This is a genomic window from Thalassobacillus sp. B23F22_16 (genome assembly GCF_043496955.1).
Lineage (GTDB): Bacteria > Bacillota > Bacilli > Bacillales > Halobacillaceae > Thalassobacillus > Thalassobacillus devorans_A.
This window is the reverse complement of the sequence record NZ_JBIEKD010000019.1, coordinates 1-15,172: the sequence shown is the minus strand read 5'-3', so window position 1 is coordinate 15,172 and position 15,172 is coordinate 1. Positions and strand designations below refer to the sequence as shown.

At 44.2% G+C, this 15,172-nt stretch carries 16 protein-coding genes; all 16 read right to left on the bottom strand.

Annotation, left to right across the window (positions count from 1 at the left end; genetic code table 11):
- Positions 1-84: 84 nt before the first annotated feature.
- A complete protein-coding gene (locus ACGTNI_RS14430; protein ID WP_085505889.1) occupies positions 85-336 on the bottom strand; it encodes an HPr family phosphocarrier protein in 252 nt (83 codons plus the stop codon).
- Positions 337-484: 148 nt separating this feature from the next.
- Complete coding sequence (gene whiA, locus ACGTNI_RS14425) at positions 485-1,450, bottom strand: DNA-binding protein WhiA (protein WP_394463513.1); 966 nt, start codon at positions 1,448-1,450, stop codon at positions 485-487.
- 34 nt (positions 1,451-1,484) lie between these two features.
- Entirely contained in the window at positions 1,485-2,438 is a 954-nt protein-coding gene (gene mgfK, locus ACGTNI_RS14420; RefSeq protein WP_394463512.1) for a gluconeogenesis morphogenetic factor MgfK, read from the bottom strand.
- A gap of 2 nt (positions 2,439-2,440) precedes the next feature.
- The gene (gene rapZ / locus ACGTNI_RS14415) at positions 2,441-3,331 is read right to left on the bottom strand and encodes an RNase adapter RapZ (protein ID WP_085505892.1); all 891 of its coding nucleotides are present in this window, start codon (positions 3,329-3,331) and stop codon (positions 2,441-2,443) included.
- Positions 3,332-3,399: 68 nt separating this feature from the next.
- A complete protein-coding gene (locus ACGTNI_RS14410; protein WP_394463553.1) occupies positions 3,400-3,858 on the bottom strand; it encodes an NUDIX hydrolase in 459 nt (152 codons plus the stop codon).
- Between the two features lie 262 nt (positions 3,859-4,120).
- Entirely contained in the window at positions 4,121-5,071 is a 951-nt protein-coding gene (gene trxB / locus ACGTNI_RS14405; RefSeq protein ID WP_394463511.1) for a thioredoxin-disulfide reductase, read from the bottom strand.
- A gap of 133 nt (positions 5,072-5,204) precedes the next feature.
- The gene (locus ACGTNI_RS14400; protein ID WP_394463510.1) at positions 5,205-6,212 is read right to left on the bottom strand and encodes a tetratricopeptide repeat protein; all 1,008 of its coding nucleotides are present in this window, start codon (positions 6,210-6,212) and stop codon (positions 5,205-5,207) included.
- 104 nt (positions 6,213-6,316) lie between these two features.
- Positions 6,317-6,940, bottom strand: coding sequence for a bifunctional phosphoribosyl-AMP cyclohydrolase/phosphoribosyl-ATP diphosphatase HisIE (hisIE, locus tag ACGTNI_RS14395; protein WP_394463509.1), 624 nt, complete (start codon positions 6,938-6,940; stop codon positions 6,317-6,319).
- Positions 6,937-7,695 carry an imidazole glycerol phosphate synthase subunit HisF gene (hisF, locus tag ACGTNI_RS14390; RefSeq protein WP_394463508.1) on the bottom strand — a complete coding sequence of 253 codons (759 nt, stop codon included), beginning with the start codon at positions 7,693-7,695 and terminating at the stop codon, positions 6,937-6,939. The genes hisIE and hisF overlap by 4 nt, the downstream gene beginning before the upstream one ends.
- Positions 7,695-8,423 (bottom strand): 1-(5-phosphoribosyl)-5-[(5-phosphoribosylamino)methylideneamino]imidazole-4-carboxamide isomerase, encoded by a 729-nt coding sequence (gene hisA, locus ACGTNI_RS14385; RefSeq protein ID WP_394463507.1) that lies wholly within the window; start codon positions 8,421-8,423, stop codon positions 7,695-7,697. Before hisA ends, hisF begins: the two co-directional genes overlap by 1 nt.
- On the bottom strand, positions 8,420-9,067 hold the full coding sequence (gene hisH / locus ACGTNI_RS14380) for an imidazole glycerol phosphate synthase subunit HisH (protein ID WP_394463506.1): 648 nt from the start codon (positions 9,065-9,067) through the stop codon (positions 8,420-8,422). The genes hisA and hisH overlap by 4 nt, the downstream gene beginning before the upstream one ends.
- 2 nt (positions 9,068-9,069) lie before the next feature.
- Complete coding sequence (gene hisB, locus ACGTNI_RS14375) at positions 9,070-9,663, bottom strand: imidazoleglycerol-phosphate dehydratase HisB (protein WP_085505899.1); 594 nt, start codon at positions 9,661-9,663, stop codon at positions 9,070-9,072.
- Entirely contained in the window at positions 9,656-10,933 is a 1,278-nt protein-coding gene (gene hisD / locus ACGTNI_RS14370; RefSeq protein ID WP_394463505.1) for a histidinol dehydrogenase, read from the bottom strand. The genes hisB and hisD overlap by 8 nt, the downstream gene beginning before the upstream one ends.
- The gene (hisG, locus tag ACGTNI_RS14365; RefSeq protein WP_394463552.1) at positions 10,930-11,568 is read right to left on the bottom strand and encodes an ATP phosphoribosyltransferase; all 639 of its coding nucleotides are present in this window, start codon (positions 11,566-11,568) and stop codon (positions 10,930-10,932) included. The genes hisD and hisG overlap by 4 nt, the downstream gene beginning before the upstream one ends.
- Complete coding sequence (locus ACGTNI_RS14360; RefSeq protein WP_394463504.1) at positions 11,561-12,745, bottom strand: ATP phosphoribosyltransferase regulatory subunit; 1,185 nt, start codon at positions 12,743-12,745, stop codon at positions 11,561-11,563. Before ACGTNI_RS14360 ends, hisG begins: the two co-directional genes overlap by 8 nt.
- Positions 12,746-13,019: 274 nt before the next feature.
- On the bottom strand, positions 13,020-14,693 hold the full coding sequence (locus tag ACGTNI_RS14355; protein ID WP_394463503.1) for a glycerol-3-phosphate dehydrogenase/oxidase: 1,674 nt from the start codon (positions 14,691-14,693) through the stop codon (positions 13,020-13,022).
- Positions 14,694-15,172: the final 479 nt, after the last annotated feature.

Sequence of the window (15,172 nt, the reverse complement as noted above, 5' to 3'; positions counted from 1 at the left end):
GTCAGGGTCTTTAGTATGGAAGCTTTTTTCCTGAACACACTATACCCAATGTTCATTTATTCACATAAGTAGCATCAACCATTACTATTTTATAACGAAAGCCTGCAGTTCTTCCATAGCCGGTTCTTCATCAGAACCTTCGGTAATCAGCAGTACTTCTTCATCGGCTCCAATAGCAAGACTCATCAATCCCATAATGCTTTTGGCGTTTACTCTTTTTCCGTCCTTTTCAATGAATATATCGGATGAAAAACGATTAGCTAATTGCACGAATTGGGCTGCTGGTCTCGCTTGCAGACCTGTTTCCAATTCCACTTTCAACGACCGTTCAACCACCTGAATTCTCCTCTCTTCTACACTCCTATATGGGAAGCGCTATCATAGTTGGTGATAGAAAAAACGCTCTCCTTGAAAGCGTTTTTTAATTGCATTCATTATAGCATGAATCTTCTATCAATAACATGGATTATACTTGGAAATCACCTTATTGCTGGGAAGTCGGATAAATCTCTCCTTTTTTCACCTTCTCAGCAAATTCATCAATTTTCCTTAGCCGGTGATTTACTCCGGATTTGCTGATTTTCCCTGTAGAAACCAATTCACCTAATTCCTTCAAAGAAACATCCTGATGCAACAGACGCAGCATTGCTACCTCCTGCAGTTTTTCTGGCAGAGCTTCAATACCCACGGTATTTTTAATAAACTTAATGTTTTCCACCTGACGGAAGGCGGCTCCAATTGTTTTATTCAAGTTTGCCGTTTCACAATTGACAAGGCGGTTGACAGAGTTTCTCATATCACGGACTATTCGCACGTCCTCAAACTTGAATAATGCCTGATGGGCTCCCATATTACTGAGAAATTCTGTTATTTTTTCTGCTTCTTTGATATAAGTGATATACCCTTTTTTTCTTTCCAGGGTCCGGGCATGTAAATTAAACTCATTCATCAACTCACATAGAGCTTCATTGTGTTCTTGATAAGAATTATAAATTTCCAAGTGATAAGAAGATGTTTCCGGATTATTGACAGAACCACCTGCAAGAAAAGCCCCCCTAAGGTAGGCGCGTTTACAGCAGATATCCTGTTTATGATTTTCCGAAATGGTTCGGTTGAAGGAAAAAGGACCATCATTCATAATTTCCAATTTTTCTAAAAAGGCCTTTACTTCCTCTTTCATTCGAACGATATAGACATTATTTTTTTTTAAACGCATTTTCTTTCGGACAAGCAACTCCACTGGTGAGTGGTAGACTTTTTTAATCAATGTATAGATCCGCCGGGCAATAGCAGCATTTTCCGTTTGAACGTCCAGCACGTATGTTTTATTTGAATTCAGAGATACGGAGCCATTCATACGGATGAGGGCAGCCAATTCGGAATGAATGCAGCACGGTTTTTCCGCCTCTGCATTCGTCAGCTCTTTCTTTATTTCTGAAGCAAAAGACACGACGTTCACCTCCCTGCATAAAACTCCTTGCTATCTACAGCATCCTGTAGAGCAGGTTTGCAATTTTTTTAGTATCATGGCGCAACATCGCTTTGGAATGGTCGATGATATCTTCTTCAATGACTTCCAATTTCATCCTGCGAATTCGCTCATTATCATAGATGACAGGTTCTGCCTGTTCTTCAGCATAAATTTTCCTTACATCATGTTCGATTGGCTGGTTATGGACGATGATGGAATGGACACATCCTTCCCCCACATGATCAATAATTGCTTTGACATGATCGCCTGCTGAATAGCCATCTGTTTCACCATGCTGTGTCATAACATTACATACGTAAGTTACTTTTCCTGATGTTTCTCTCAGGGCTTTAGAAATTTCGGGTATGATAATATTAGGAAGCGTACTTGTATAGAGACTTCCTGGTGCAATCACAATTAAATCCGCATGTTTAATTGCTTCCACCGCTTCCGGGAGCGGTTTTACGGGATCCGGCTCCAGAAAAACCCGCTTGATTCTGCCGGGATATTTAGGAATATTCGATTCCCCTGAAACTAATGTCCCGTCTTCCATTTCCGCATGTAGATACATATTCTGATTAGCGATTGGATAAATCTTCCCCTTCACATTAAGAACACGGGAGATCTCTTTGATGCCTGTAAAAAAGTCACCTTTCATGGAGGTCAGCGCTGCTAATAGTAGGTTACCCATGGAGTGGCCGGACAATCCATTTCCACTTTCAAACCGATGCTGAAATAATTCCAGCAGCATTGGTTCTGCATCAGACAATGCAGCAATCACATTTCGTATATCTCCTGGAGCTGGAATGGACATTTCGTTCCTCAACCGACCGGAACTTCCCCCATCGTCGGCAACTGTCACGATAGCCGAAAGGTCAATTGGCAGGTCTTTGAGCCCCCGAAGTAAAACAGGCATGCCGGTCCCGCCTCCCAAGACGACCACTTTAGGCTTTCTATTTATTGTCATGATCAATGGCCCTTTCTTTTATCGATATCCCGATGGCTGGCATGGGTTACGTAATCGGTTGAAAAATGCTTGCGTAAATGTTCAGCTATTGCCACCGAACGGTGCTGTCCACCTGTACAACCGATTCCGATGATTAGCTGGCTTTTTCCTTCGCGTTTGTATTGCGGAAGCATGAACTGCAGCAGATCAATCAATTTTTCGAGAAACTTCTGTGTATCAGACCATTTGAAGACATACGATGATACTTCACTATTAAGTCCGGTAAGCGGCTGCATGTGTTCCACATAATGTGGATTGGGTAAAAACCGTACATCAAATATTAAATCCGCATCAATCGGCACCCCATATTTGAAGCCGAAGGAAACCATTTGAACCGAGAATATCTCACGTTTCTTCTGCGTATTGGCATACGTCTGGATGATTTGCTCCCGTAACTCTCTCGGCTTCAAATCAGTCGTTTCTATAATTGTTTGCGCTCTTCCCCGCAACTCATCGAGCATCCGGCGCTCTTGTTTTATGCCGTCTAAAGGCAGTCCATCCTTCGCCAGAGGATGAGAACGTCGTGTTTCCTTATACCGGGAAACCAATGCCTGATCCTGTGCATCCAGAAACAGGATGTGTTCCTGCAGCCATGGCTCATCCACAAGCTTATCCAATACTTCAAATAATGCATCAAAAAATTCCCGTCCTCTTAAATCCATCACAAGTGCTACATTCTCAATGTTGTTAGAAGAGTCCTTCATCAATTCTAGAAACTTTGGCAGCAAAGCTGGCGGCAGGTTATCCACACAGAAAAAACCTAAGTCTTCAAAGCTTTGTACCGCCACTGTTTTACCAGCCCCAGACATTCCCGTGATGATTACCAGCTGTGTCTCTTGTTCTTTTTTAGTCATATTGTATCCACTCCTATCAGGCAGCAGTCTCCATCGATATGGCACAAACCTTGCTGGCAGAATACTAATTATTCTGGTTCTGTCGGATCTAAGTCTACTTCAAGTAGCTGATAATCAGGCGTATAGACAAACGTTCCATAAACTTGCTCGTCACTCGTCAGTATATGGTTGAAGATATGCCGATCGCCTTCTGCCATAGGCTTGCTAAGTACCTCAGCCACTGGCACCCATTCCAGCTCACCTTCTTCGCTTTCCTCTAGCAGTGATCCCTCATATTCGGTGCAATAAAAAGTAAACATCATCCACTCCTGGACAGTTTCGTCGCCATCCCGGATGATGAAAGTAAATGATCCTCTCATTTCAGGGTTCTTAATTGCTAATCCGGTTTCCTCCCGGAATTCCCGGACAGCTGATTCTTTAATCGATTCACCAGGTTCCATTTTACCGCCAGGGGCCACGTACCAGCCCCTTCGCGGTTTTTTTAACATCAAAACTTGATCATCTATGTGCAAAATACAATTCGTCACTCGCTGCAATTACGTCACCTCATCCTTAGTCGGAGGACATCATATATTATTATACAATGAATCAGATTCGTCCCACAATGTTACCAGCCACAAAAAAATGCACAGGCGGCTAGGCACCTGTGCGCAATAGATCTATCTATTAAAAGGGGGTCAATTAATTAATTATATTGTACCCCACAATTATTTCATGCGTGTTACAGGAGAGTTAAGTTGCAATTACTATTCTAAAAGTCCTGCACGCCTGCCAACACACGGCAATTGATTACTTATTGGCAACCTTCAATTCTTCCATCAGGTTTTCGATATAATGCTGGGCAGATTGGGCCGCAATGCTTCCGTCTCCTGTAGCTGTCACAATTTGACGGAGCGTTTTTTCACGTATATCCCCGGCTGCAAAAATCCCTGGAATCTTTGTTTCCATATTTTCATCAGTCGGTATATAGCCTTGTTCATTTGTAATACCTAAACTTTTAAATGGTTCACTTAGCGGAATCATTCCAATATAGATGAAAACCCCATCTGTATCAAACTCGTATTCTTCTTCTGTCTTCTTATTGAATAATGTGACACTGCCTACTTTTCCATCTTTGTCATTGATGGATTTCAACACTGTATCCCAGACGAATTCCACTTTTTCATTATCAAATGCACGTTGCTGCAGGATCGGCTGTGCTCTCAATTCGTCACGACGGTGGACAATTGAGACCTTGCTGGCAAAGCGAGTCAGGTACACGCCCTCTTCTACAGCAGAGTCTCCTCCACCAATGACAACCAGCTCTTTATCACGGAAAAATGCCCCATCACATACAGCACAATAGGATACACCGCGTCCTCCCAGTTCTTTTTCACCAGGCACACCGATCTCTTTATATTTAGCGCCAGTACCAATGATGACAGCACGTGCTTTATATTCTTTATTTCCTGCTACAACCGTTTTATATTCTTTGCCGTCTTTAATTTCCTTGATATCTCCATAGGCATATTCGGCACCGAACTTTTTGGCATGCTCGAACATTTTGTTGGAAAGATCCGGCCCAAGAATGCTTTCATAACCAGGATAGTTTTCGACATCTTCTGTGTTAGCCATTTGACCGCCTGGAATTCCACGCTCAATCATAAGCGTATCTAAATTCCCACGTGAAGTGTAGACAGCAGCTGTCATTCCAGCCGGCCCTGCACCTGCGATGATTACATCATAAATATGCTCTTCCATTTTAATTCAGCCCCCTATATATACATTGACTCGAACTAGTCAGTTTCATACTATCATCCTATAAAAATGTATCTCCTGCGTCTATTAATATGCTCACTAGGGTATTTGCGGAACGTCATCTCCCCAAACGCTGTCAAGATGCGTTCCAAGGGCCGCCTTCCTCACTCATTTCCGGGTATTTCTTACACCCTTCTTCCCACAAATGCAATGCCTTGGAAGGCTTTCCAGTATGATAGGATGCGATGCTGTGCCATTTATAAAATGTTTTCGTACGTTTAACATCTTTCGACCGGATGGATTGGAACCGCTCGCATGCTTCCTGGTAATGGCCAGTTCTTGTCAATGCCTGGGCAATATAGAGTTTTTGATGGTCATGGATTGGAAAAATCTTCTTTACCATCTTAATATGTTCATTACTGCGATCGTCATTTCGTTCTTTGTAAAATATAGCCAGGTTGACATGACTGTGCAAATTGTTCGGCTGGTTTTCCAGCCACTGCTGCTCTAACTTGATCGCCTCATCCTCATCTCCACGATGGAATAGCGCAAATGTGTACTCATGCTTTGCCGCTGTATAATCAGGGAAAAGCTGCATCATTTCTTCGAGGAGTACCAGCGCTTCTTCCCATTCCTGACGCTGGAGATGGTAGAGTGCGGTTTCCTGGTAAATGAGCAATTCATCCTCATCTTCCAGCGTCCAGTCATCATCTTCCTCTTCTTCCAAAGATGTAACTAACTCTAATAATTGTTCAGCAGCTTCTTTGAAATCGCCTTGTTTCGTCTTTTCCAAATAGGCTTCTGCATATTTTTTCGCATCTTTAAATAAACCGAGATGCGCATAATTATTTGCAATTAAGTAATAACAATCAACATATTCTTTTCCGAATACCGAAAGTACTTCGGTCAATAATTGATTCGCTTTATGATAGGAGCCCTGCTCTGTGTGGACGACAGCCAGTTGACAAGCATATAGGGGTTCATCGGGAGATTTTTCTATCGCTTTTTTCAGCCATTTGACAGCCATGGTGAAATTCCTTTTTTGGAAAGCCTGCACACCATAACTGAAATAAAACTCCCCATCCGCTACAAAATGAATCACGTTATCTACATTTTTTGTGGCTCCATTCCTAGAAGTAGGCATCAATATCCTCCTATCACCGTTTCAGTACGTATGACAGTATAACACAGATGAATTATAGGATATAGACTATTTTTTGACAAAAACAGTAAAATAACCGGATAGGATCAACGATGCCTTTCTTCCAGTACGCCAAGAACTTTATCTAAAGAAACGTCACGGTCTGTCAGGAGCACTAGTAAATGAAACAACAGGTCTGCAGATTCCAGGGAGAGCTCTTCTGGATCATTGTTTTTAGCGGCAATAATGACTTCTCCTGCTTCTTCGCCAATTTTCTTGGCAATCCTGTCGACACCTTCCTGGAACAGCTTACTTGTATAGGAGCCTTCCGGTTTGGTCGCTTTCCTGTCAGCAAGAATCAGTTGCAATTGATCAAGTATTTCATAACGGTTTTCCGGCAGTGAAACCTTTTCACTTGTGATAGCTTCAGAAAAACAACTATAATCTCCTTTATGACAAGCTGGTCCATTCGGTACAACTTGTACTAGCAAAGCATCCTGGTCACAGTCATAATGAATGCTGGTGACTTGCTGAGTGTTGCCGGAAGTTTCTCCCTTATGCCATAACTCTTGACGTGAGCGGCTGTAGAATACAGTCTCGTTTGTTTCCAGAGTTTTCTCCAATGATTCCTTATTCATATATGCCAGTGTCAGAACCGATTTACTTCGGGCATCCTGAACGATTGCGGGTACCAGTCCCTTTTCATCGAACTTTATATTATCTAAATTCATCGCACGACCACTCCTTTTTCTTGAAGGTAATCTTTCACGCGTTGCACGGATGTTTCCTTATAATGAAAAATCGATGCCGCCAGTGCTGCATCTACATCTGTTTCCTGAAAAACTTCAAGGAAATGTTCTGCTGAACCAGCCCCGCCGGAAGCAATAACCGGGACATTGACAACTTTTTGAACAGCTTTCAGCATCGCGAGATCGAAACCTGTCTTTTCACCGTCCTGGTTCATGGAGGTCAGCAGGATTTCTCCCGCTCCTAACCGAACAGCCTCCTTAGCCCAATCCTCAAGAAGCCAGTCCGTAGGCTTCCGTCCGCCATGGGTATATACCCGCCAAGTGTCAACTTCAGGATCAAACCGAGCATCAATCGCTACGACGATACATTGGGTTCCGAAGTAATCGGAACTTTCTTTGATCAATTCCGGTCTTCTGACTGCAGAAGAATTTAAAGAAACCTTATCCGCACCTGCACGGAGGATTGCCCTGATATCTTCGAGTGATCCGATTCCTCCCCCTACCGTAAAAGGGATCGCTAATTCAGAAGCTACTTGACGGACGACATCGATCATCGTCTTCCTTCCTTCGTGAGTTGCTGAAATATCCAAAAAAACAAGCTCATCGGCACCTTGTTCATCGTAAACCTTTGCCAGTTCGACTGGGTCACCGGCATCCCGGATTTCTACAAACTGGATTCCTTTCACCACTCTTCCTTCCTTGACATCAAGGCAAGGGATGATTCGTTTGGCAAGCATCACGCTTCCTCCTTCAAGGCATCTTTAAGGGAGAATTGGTTTGTATAAAGAGCTTTTCCTACGATGGAACCGATCACTTTGCTTGATTGATATTGTTTCAGTTCACGAAGATCTTCCAGGCCCTTAATACCCCCTGATGCGATAACATTGGTGTTGGTCTCTTCAGCTAAGCGGACAATTTCTTTGGTGTTTGGACCAGAAAGCATCCCATCTTTGGCAATATCCGTATAAATAAATGTTTCAGCCCCCGCTTCAGCCAGTTCCTTCCCGAGGGCAACAGCTGTCACTTCCGATCGCTCCAGCCAGCCGTCCGTGGCAACATAGCCATCTCTGGCATCAAGTCCGATGGCAATCCGGTCTCTGAATTTAGAGAGCAATTCTTTAGTAAGCTCCAGATTCCGGATAGCAAGGGATCCAATAATCACGCGATCGACACCTTGATCCAAATAAAAACGGACATCCTCTTCCGAACGGATGCCTCCCCCGATCTGGACAGAACATTGTAATTCTTTGGCTGCACGAACCACGTGCTCGGCATTCTGTCTGGACCCTTCTTTTGCACCATCCAGGTCGACCATATGAATCCAACTTGCTCCAGCTTCCGCAAACCCTGCCGCGACTTTGAATGGATTTTCTCCATAAACAGTTTCTTTATTAAAGTCCCCCTGCTCCAGGCGGACGCATTTTCCATCCCGCATATCGATCGCCGGGTAAATGGTAAAACTCATTTCGGGGTCCCTCCTTGTTCCGGTACTATATTCTTGCAAAAATTCTCTAACAACTGCATGCCGGCTCTGCTGCTCTTCTCCGGGTGGAACTGGCTGGCGTATAACGCCCCTTTGCCCACTATGCCAGGAACTTCCACGTGATAATCCGCTGTAGCAAGCAATATCGAACGATCTTCTGTAAAAACATAGTACGAGTGCACGAAATAAACGTATTCGTTCTTAATTCCTGTAAGTAACGGATGGTCCGGCTGCTGGATATTAAGCTGGTTCCATCCCATATGCGGAACTTTATAAGAAGATCCTTGTTCATCTATCCCCGGGAATTTTACTATTCTGCCAGGAAGAAGGCCAAGCCCTTCGGTCAGCTGGTTTTCTTCACTTTCTTCGAATAATAATTGCATGCCGAGACAAATCCCGTAAATTGGAACTCCGGCTTCCGCTTTTTCCTTAATAAATTCCACAAAACCATGGTGTTTCAAAGCCTTGACAGCATCAGGAAAAGCTCCTACACCTGGAAGGATATAACCGTCACAATCAGCAATCTGCTCAGGTCGGTCTCCAAATTTATATGAGACATCCAGCCGCTCCAGTGCTTTGGACACGCTGAACAAGTTGCCCATGCCATAATCAATGATACCTATCATAATCAAAGACTTCCTTTCGTGCTTGGCACCCCTTGAATTCTTGGGTCAATTTGTGTCGCTTCATCCAAAGCACGCGCCAGCGCTTTGAACATCGCTTCTACAATATGATGACTGTTGTGCCCATGGTGAAGGACGATATGTAAATTGATCCTGGCTTCCAGGGCGAATTTCCAGAAAAACTCGTGCACATTTTCCGTATCAAAGGTTCCTATTTTCGCAGCAGGAATCTCTGCCTTCCATTCCAAATGTGGACGGTCACTTAAATCGACGGCAACCGTCACCAATGTTTCATCCATCGGCAGGGTCATCGAACCATACCGTTTGATACCTGCCTTATCTCCAACCGCCTGACGAAATGCTTGGCCAAGACAGATGCCAATATCTTCTGTCGTATGGTGGTCATCAACATCCACGTCCCCGTGACCTTTTACTTCCATATCAAATAACCCGTGCTTACTAAACAGCTCCAGCATATGAGCTAAAAATGGGACCTGGACATCAAGCTCCTGTTTGCCGCTTCCATCCAGGTCAATTTTAAGACTGATGTCAGTCTCTCTTGTTTTCCGGTCGATGGCAGCCATACGCTTATTACTCATCTTTTGTCTCCTTTCTAGACTCCACTGCTCTGGCATGTGCTTCCAGCCCTTCGAGTCTGGCAAAACGGGCAATCTTTTCGTGGTTTTCACGCCAGGCTCGTTCACTGTAAGAAATAATGCTTGATTTCTTTATAAAATCGTCAACGTTCAGCGGACTTGAAAATCTTGCTGTTCCATTGGTCGGTAATACATGGTTTGGTCCGGCGAAATAATCACCGATCGGTTCACTGCTGTACCTTCCAAGAAATATAGCGCCCGCATGCTTAATTTTTGCTAACTGTTCGAACGGAGCAGATGTAACTACTTCCAGATGCTCAGGAGCAATTTCGTTGATGGTGTCTTCCGCTTCTTCCATCGATTCACACAGAATAATCGCTCCATAGTCTTCCACGCTTTTCCGGGCGATTTCTTCTCGGGGCAATGTTTGCAGCTGGCGGTCAACTTCGGCTTGGACTGCTCCTGCCAGGAATTCACTGGTTGTGACCAGTACGCTCGAGGAACGGGCATCATGTTCAGCCTGTGAAAGTAAGTCAGCGGCTACTTCTTCCGGCCGTGCGGTATCATCTGCAAGAATAGCGATTTCACTCGGCCCTGCAATCATATCAATCGCAACGTCACCGAAAACTTCCCGTTTGGCGAGCGCAACAAAAACGTTGCCTGGTCCAACAATCTTATCAACAGGAACAATGGTATCTGTTCCATAAGCCAGAGCAGCCACGGCTTGTGCTCCGCCGACTTTATAGATTTCATTGACACCCAGAAGGTCAGCAGCCACCAATACTCCTGACGGCAGTGTTCCATCAGGGGCTGGAGGAGTAGTCATGGCTATCCGTTCCACACCTGCTACCTGAGCAGGAATGACATTCATAAAAACAGAAGATGGATAGGCTGCTGTTCCGCCCGGTACATAGACACCTGCAGCATCAATCGGTGTGATTTTCTGCCCGAGTATCGTGCCATCCTCCTGCGTGTCAAACCAGGAAGTGGACTTCTGTTTCGTATGGAAGCTACGTATGTTGGCAGCAGCTTCTTTCAATACCTCAACCAGTTCTCCATCCATTTGTCTGTATGCCTGTTCAATTTCCTCTTTATCAACCTTAACATTTTCCAAAGCCACGCCATCAAATTTTTCTGTATAGGAGCGGAGAGCCTCATCGCCTTTTTCTTTCACGTCAGCGATGATTGCTTTGACGGCCGCTCGTTGTTCTTCTGTTCCTGCATCTACACTTCGCTTGAATGAAGTGATTTCATTCTTTTTCAGGATTTTCATACATAGTCCTCCCCTACCACTTCACTCAATTGGTTGACCATTTCATCAATTTCCTTACTTTTCAATCGGTAGCTTACAGGATTGACAATCAACCGTGATGTAATACCGACAATTTTTTCATACTCTACTAACCCGTTTTCTTTCAACGTTCTTCCTGTAGAAACGATATCCACTATCCGATCTGCAAGCCCGATTAACGGAGCGATTTCAATCGAGCCGTTCAGTGGAATGATTTCAATTTGCTCTCCTTGCTCACGAAAGTAATCAGAGGCTACTTTTGGATATTTTGTCGCTATCTTCGGAGCAATTTTGCTGAGCGGCTGATCCGGAAGGCCGGCCACAGCGATGTAACAAGGACTGATGCCAAGGTCAAGGACTTCATAAACATCACGGTCCTGCTCCAAGAGAACATCTTTACCGGCGATTCCGATATCGGCTGTCCCATATTCTACATACGTCACCACATCCATCGGTTTGGCCATCATGATCCGTAAATTCTGTTCCGGGAACTCCAATATCAATTTCCTTGATTCCTCTTGGTTGGACAGGAGGTCATATCCTGCCTGCTTCATCAGCTCAGCTGCTTCTTCAAAGATCCGTCCTTTTGGCATAGCAATTGTCAAAGTTTTACGCATCATGGCCACCTCCTGTCGTCAAATAAATCGCTTCTACAAGTTCTGCTTTGAATTGCTGCAGGTCAGGAACCTGATCTACATGCTGTAGTAATACGCTTTTCCCTTCTTGTCGAAGGTCTTGTGCCTGTTTTAATCCATCAGCAAATGTGTCGTCATCAACCAGAATGCCAATCCGTTCGTCTCCGTTGGACTGTTTGGCAAGCGCTTCTACCAGACGCTCAAGATGGATGGCGAATCCGGTAGCAGAGGCATTTAATTGGAAAGAAGGAAGCAATTGATCATAACGTCCTCCGTTACATAGCAAGGAGCCTAAGTTAGGGGCATACCCTTCAAAAAGAATGCCAGTGTAATAGTCCATATGACTGATCAAGTTGAGGTCGAAACTGACGTACTGCTCAACTTGATACTGCTTCAGTATCTTGTACAGCTGCTTCAGTTCATTAATAGCCTGCAGGCATTCCTGATTACGGGCAAGTGACTTGCTTTGGTCGAACACTTCATCTTCTCCCCGCAACTTCAACAGCCCCATCAACGCCCGCTTTGCTTCGTCATGTAATGGGAGAGCTTTAACCGCTTCCTGATAGCCAACGTGATTTTTCCGATAGAGGTAGCTCATCAATTCTTCTGTTAACGCCGGATCGTCATCACCAAGTATTTCTTTGAAAAAGCAACGGACATATCCGACATGACCGATTGTAATCTGGAAATCTTGCAAACCTGCCCGTTGAAGAGAACGGATCAACAGGGCAATTACTTCGGCATCTCCATAAGAAGAATGATCGCCAATCAGTTCTGTTCCAACCTGTTCAAATTGGGCCGGCTTTCCTCCTTCTGTCTGCTGCGCACGAAAAACAGGTCCATCATAAGCTAAACGAAGCGGGAATTCTGCACGCTTGAGCTGAGACGCCGCCACACGCGCAATCGGAGCAGTCATATCCGGTCGCAATACAAGGGAATGACCTTGTTGATCCAGTAGTTTGAACAATTGCTGGTCCAAGGTAGCACTCGCTTCTCCAACTGTCTCATAATACTCCAATATTGGTGTATCCATAAACATGTAACCGAAGTTTGAGATTTCTTCTGTCAATAATTCACGAGCTTGTTTCTTCTGATTATAAAAAAAGGGAAGCGTGTCCCGCATTCCCAGTGGCTTTTCAAACATTAACCGCTTTGCCATGGAGTGCATCCTTTCTTTTTGAGAATCCATTCGAATCCTTTAGCTTGCTAATATGATAACGTAATAAAGATAGTCCGTCAAACAAAACTGGCTCTTTTATTTGTTCCCTTTTCGTGACCGAGTAGAACCCCTTTGTCGCTTAATTAATCAAATTAGTATATGTACCTCTCCTTATATTAGCCGATTTTAGCATGTTTTAGCTTATTTTATGGGCCAAATGAAAAACCCCGGTCAGGAAAACACTCGTTTTCCTGACCGGGGTAACCATTCAAAACTAGGCCATCATTGGCTCTGCAGGTTCTACTGCTTCTTTCAATAGCTGTTCTAGTTCTTTTGTATAAGCATTTCTCTGCGTCTCATTCCAGTTCAGTTCTTTTGCCATATAAGCAATTACCGCATCCTTGTGCTGGTGGACCCAGGCAATGTTAAAGAATAAAGCACCGGTCCGGCGAACGAAAAAGTCAACGGGCCGATAGACCAGTTCGTATTCCAGCCCATATTGCAGCATCGCAAATGTGACACGCTCGATACCTGCAGCCTCTGCTCTCTCTTTTCCTTGTTCATAAAAATCAAAGACAAGACCGACGTTTGATCCATATAAATCTGCCAGTTCTCGTGCCTTTTCCTCGGGAAGCCCGATCGCTTTTCCCTGGCTCGTTTTCTCCTCCAGAAAGCTGTCAAATCCTTTTGCTCCGCCAACGTTTCCGCCTGATATTGGCATATACTTTGTCTCTGAATCAGAATAACGGATTCCTTCTTCTTCCGTAAACATGTCACGAACAATATCGATAACTGTTTCCGCCATTTTGCGATAGCCGGTCAGTTTTCCACCAGCCATGGAAATAAGTCCGGAATCGGAAATGAATATTTCATCTTTTCGGGAAATTTCAGATGGGTCTTTCCCTTCTTCATGAATCAACGGTCGTAAACCTGCCCAGCTCGATTCGACATCTTCCACGGTGATATCTACCGTCGGGAACATATAATTGATCGAATCGATTAAATACGTACGATCTTCTTCCGTCATGGTTGGATGTGCAATATCCCCTTCATAAGTTGTATCGGTGGTACCGACGTAGGTTTTTCCATCACGGGGAATCGCGAAAACCATTCGTCCGTCTGGAGTATCAAAATAGATTGCTTGCCTTAAAGGGAAACGTTCTCCATCAAAAACCAAGTGGACACCTTTCGTCAAATGAAGTGTTTTCCCCTTTTTGGAACCGTCAATTTCCCGCAGCTGATCCACCCATGGACCTCCTGCATTGATTATTTTCTTCGCTCGAATGGTGTAACGCTTCCCGTCGGTTTGATCTTCTACTACAGCCCCGGTAATTTTAGCTTCATCGTCGTAGTTGAAATCAACTACTTTAGCATAGTTGGCTGCCAGGGCGCCATGCTCTACTGATTTTTTCATTACTTCCAATGTCAAGCGTGCATCATCCGTTTTATATTCCACATAAAAACCTGCGCCCCTCAAATTATCACGTTTAATCAAAGGCTCCCGTTCTATCGCTTCTTCTGCTGAAAACATGGTTCTCCGTTCTGATTTTTTCACACCGGCAAGGTAATCATAGACACGCAGGCCAAGGTTGGTGGAAAGAGGTCCGAATGTTCCCCCTTTGTGGAAGGGCAGCATCATCCATTCAGGCGTAGTTACATGCGGACCATTTTGATAGACAATTTCTCTTTCTTTCCCTACTTCTGCCACCATTTTCACTTCGAATTGTTTTAAATATCGCAAACCACCGTGGACCAGCTTCGTCGATCTGCTGGAGGTTCCTGCTGCAAAATCCTGCATTTCTACAACTGCTGTTTTCATCCCACGCGATGCGGCATCCAGGGCTATACCCGCTCCTGTAATACCTCCCCCTATGATCAAAACATCCAATGTCTCTTCGGTCATGCTTTTCAATGTTTCCTGACGTTCATAACTTGAAAATTGACTCATGATTAAACCTCTCCTTGTGTCTATACTTATGATGCGGTTGAATTCACCCTATATTTCCTTTCCCCATAAACGCTTATTTCATGTATGGCAAAAGAGCAGGTTAACGAAAAAAAGAGACCACGAACATGCTTTATAGCCGTATCTATAAAGCAGCGTGGTCTCTCCGTTTCTCCAACCGAATCTTATTAACTTAATTTTATTATAGCAGTAGCTGTTTCATTATACAATCAAGATCTACAAAACAGACGCACATTCAACTATCAGGCCAAAAAGTCGAAGACTTGATTTCGAGATGATTGTGGGGAGTTTAGGGGCGTTGGGGAAGGATTCGCTTTCCGCGGGGAAGACGGCAAGCCTCCTGATATGAACGAAACTGTCAAGGCTCCCACTCTCCAAGGTTTTTTAAATTATTTTTGGGCAATTTTAAGAAGAGAAGCTGTTCTGGCTTCTTTCTTTGGTTACTCTTATTAGCCATTCTG

What these genes read in the sequence shown, in the direction of transcription:
- ACGTNI_RS14355 (WP_394463503.1), bottom strand. Translation starts at nt 14,693, where the DNA reads ATGAGTCAATTTTCAAGTTATGAACGTCAGGAAACATTGAAAAGCATG.
- hisG (WP_394463552.1), bottom strand. Translation starts at nt 11,568, where the DNA reads ATGCGTAAAACTTTGACAATTGCTATGCCAAAAGGACGGATCTTTGAA.
- hisH (WP_394463506.1), bottom strand. Translation starts at nt 9,067, where the DNA reads ATGATAGGTATCATTGATTATGGCATGGGCAACTTGTTCAGCGTGTCC.
- hisF (WP_394463508.1), bottom strand. Translation starts at nt 7,695, where the DNA reads ATGCTTGCCAAACGAATCATCCCTTGCCTTGATGTCAAGGAAGGAAGA.
- hisD (WP_394463505.1), bottom strand. Translation starts at nt 10,933, where the DNA reads ATGAAAATCCTGAAAAAGAATGAAATCACTTCATTCAAGCGAAGTGTA.
- rapZ (WP_085505892.1), bottom strand. Translation starts at nt 3,331, where the DNA reads ATGACTAAAAAAGAACAAGAGACACAGCTGGTAATCATCACGGGAATG.
- ACGTNI_RS14400 (WP_394463510.1), bottom strand. Translation starts at nt 6,212, where the DNA reads ATGCCTACTTCTAGGAATGGAGCCACAAAAAATGTAGATAACGTGATT.
- trxB (WP_394463511.1), bottom strand. Translation starts at nt 5,071, where the DNA reads ATGGAAGAGCATATTTATGATGTAATCATCGCAGGTGCAGGGCCGGCT.
- hisIE (WP_394463509.1), bottom strand. Translation starts at nt 6,940, where the DNA reads ATGAATTTAGATAATATAAAGTTCGATGAAAAGGGACTGGTACCCGCA.
- mgfK (WP_394463512.1), bottom strand. Translation starts at nt 2,438, where the DNA reads ATGACAATAAATAGAAAGCCTAAAGTGGTCGTCTTGGGAGGCGGGACC.
- ACGTNI_RS14360 (WP_394463504.1), bottom strand. Translation starts at nt 12,745, where the DNA reads ATGGCAAAGCGGTTAATGTTTGAAAAGCCACTGGGAATGCGGGACACG.
- hisA (WP_394463507.1), bottom strand. Translation starts at nt 8,423, where the DNA reads ATGAGTTTTACCATTTACCCGGCGATCGATATGCGGGATGGAAAATGC.
- hisB (WP_085505899.1), bottom strand. Translation starts at nt 9,663, where the DNA reads ATGAGTAATAAGCGTATGGCTGCCATCGACCGGAAAACAAGAGAGACT.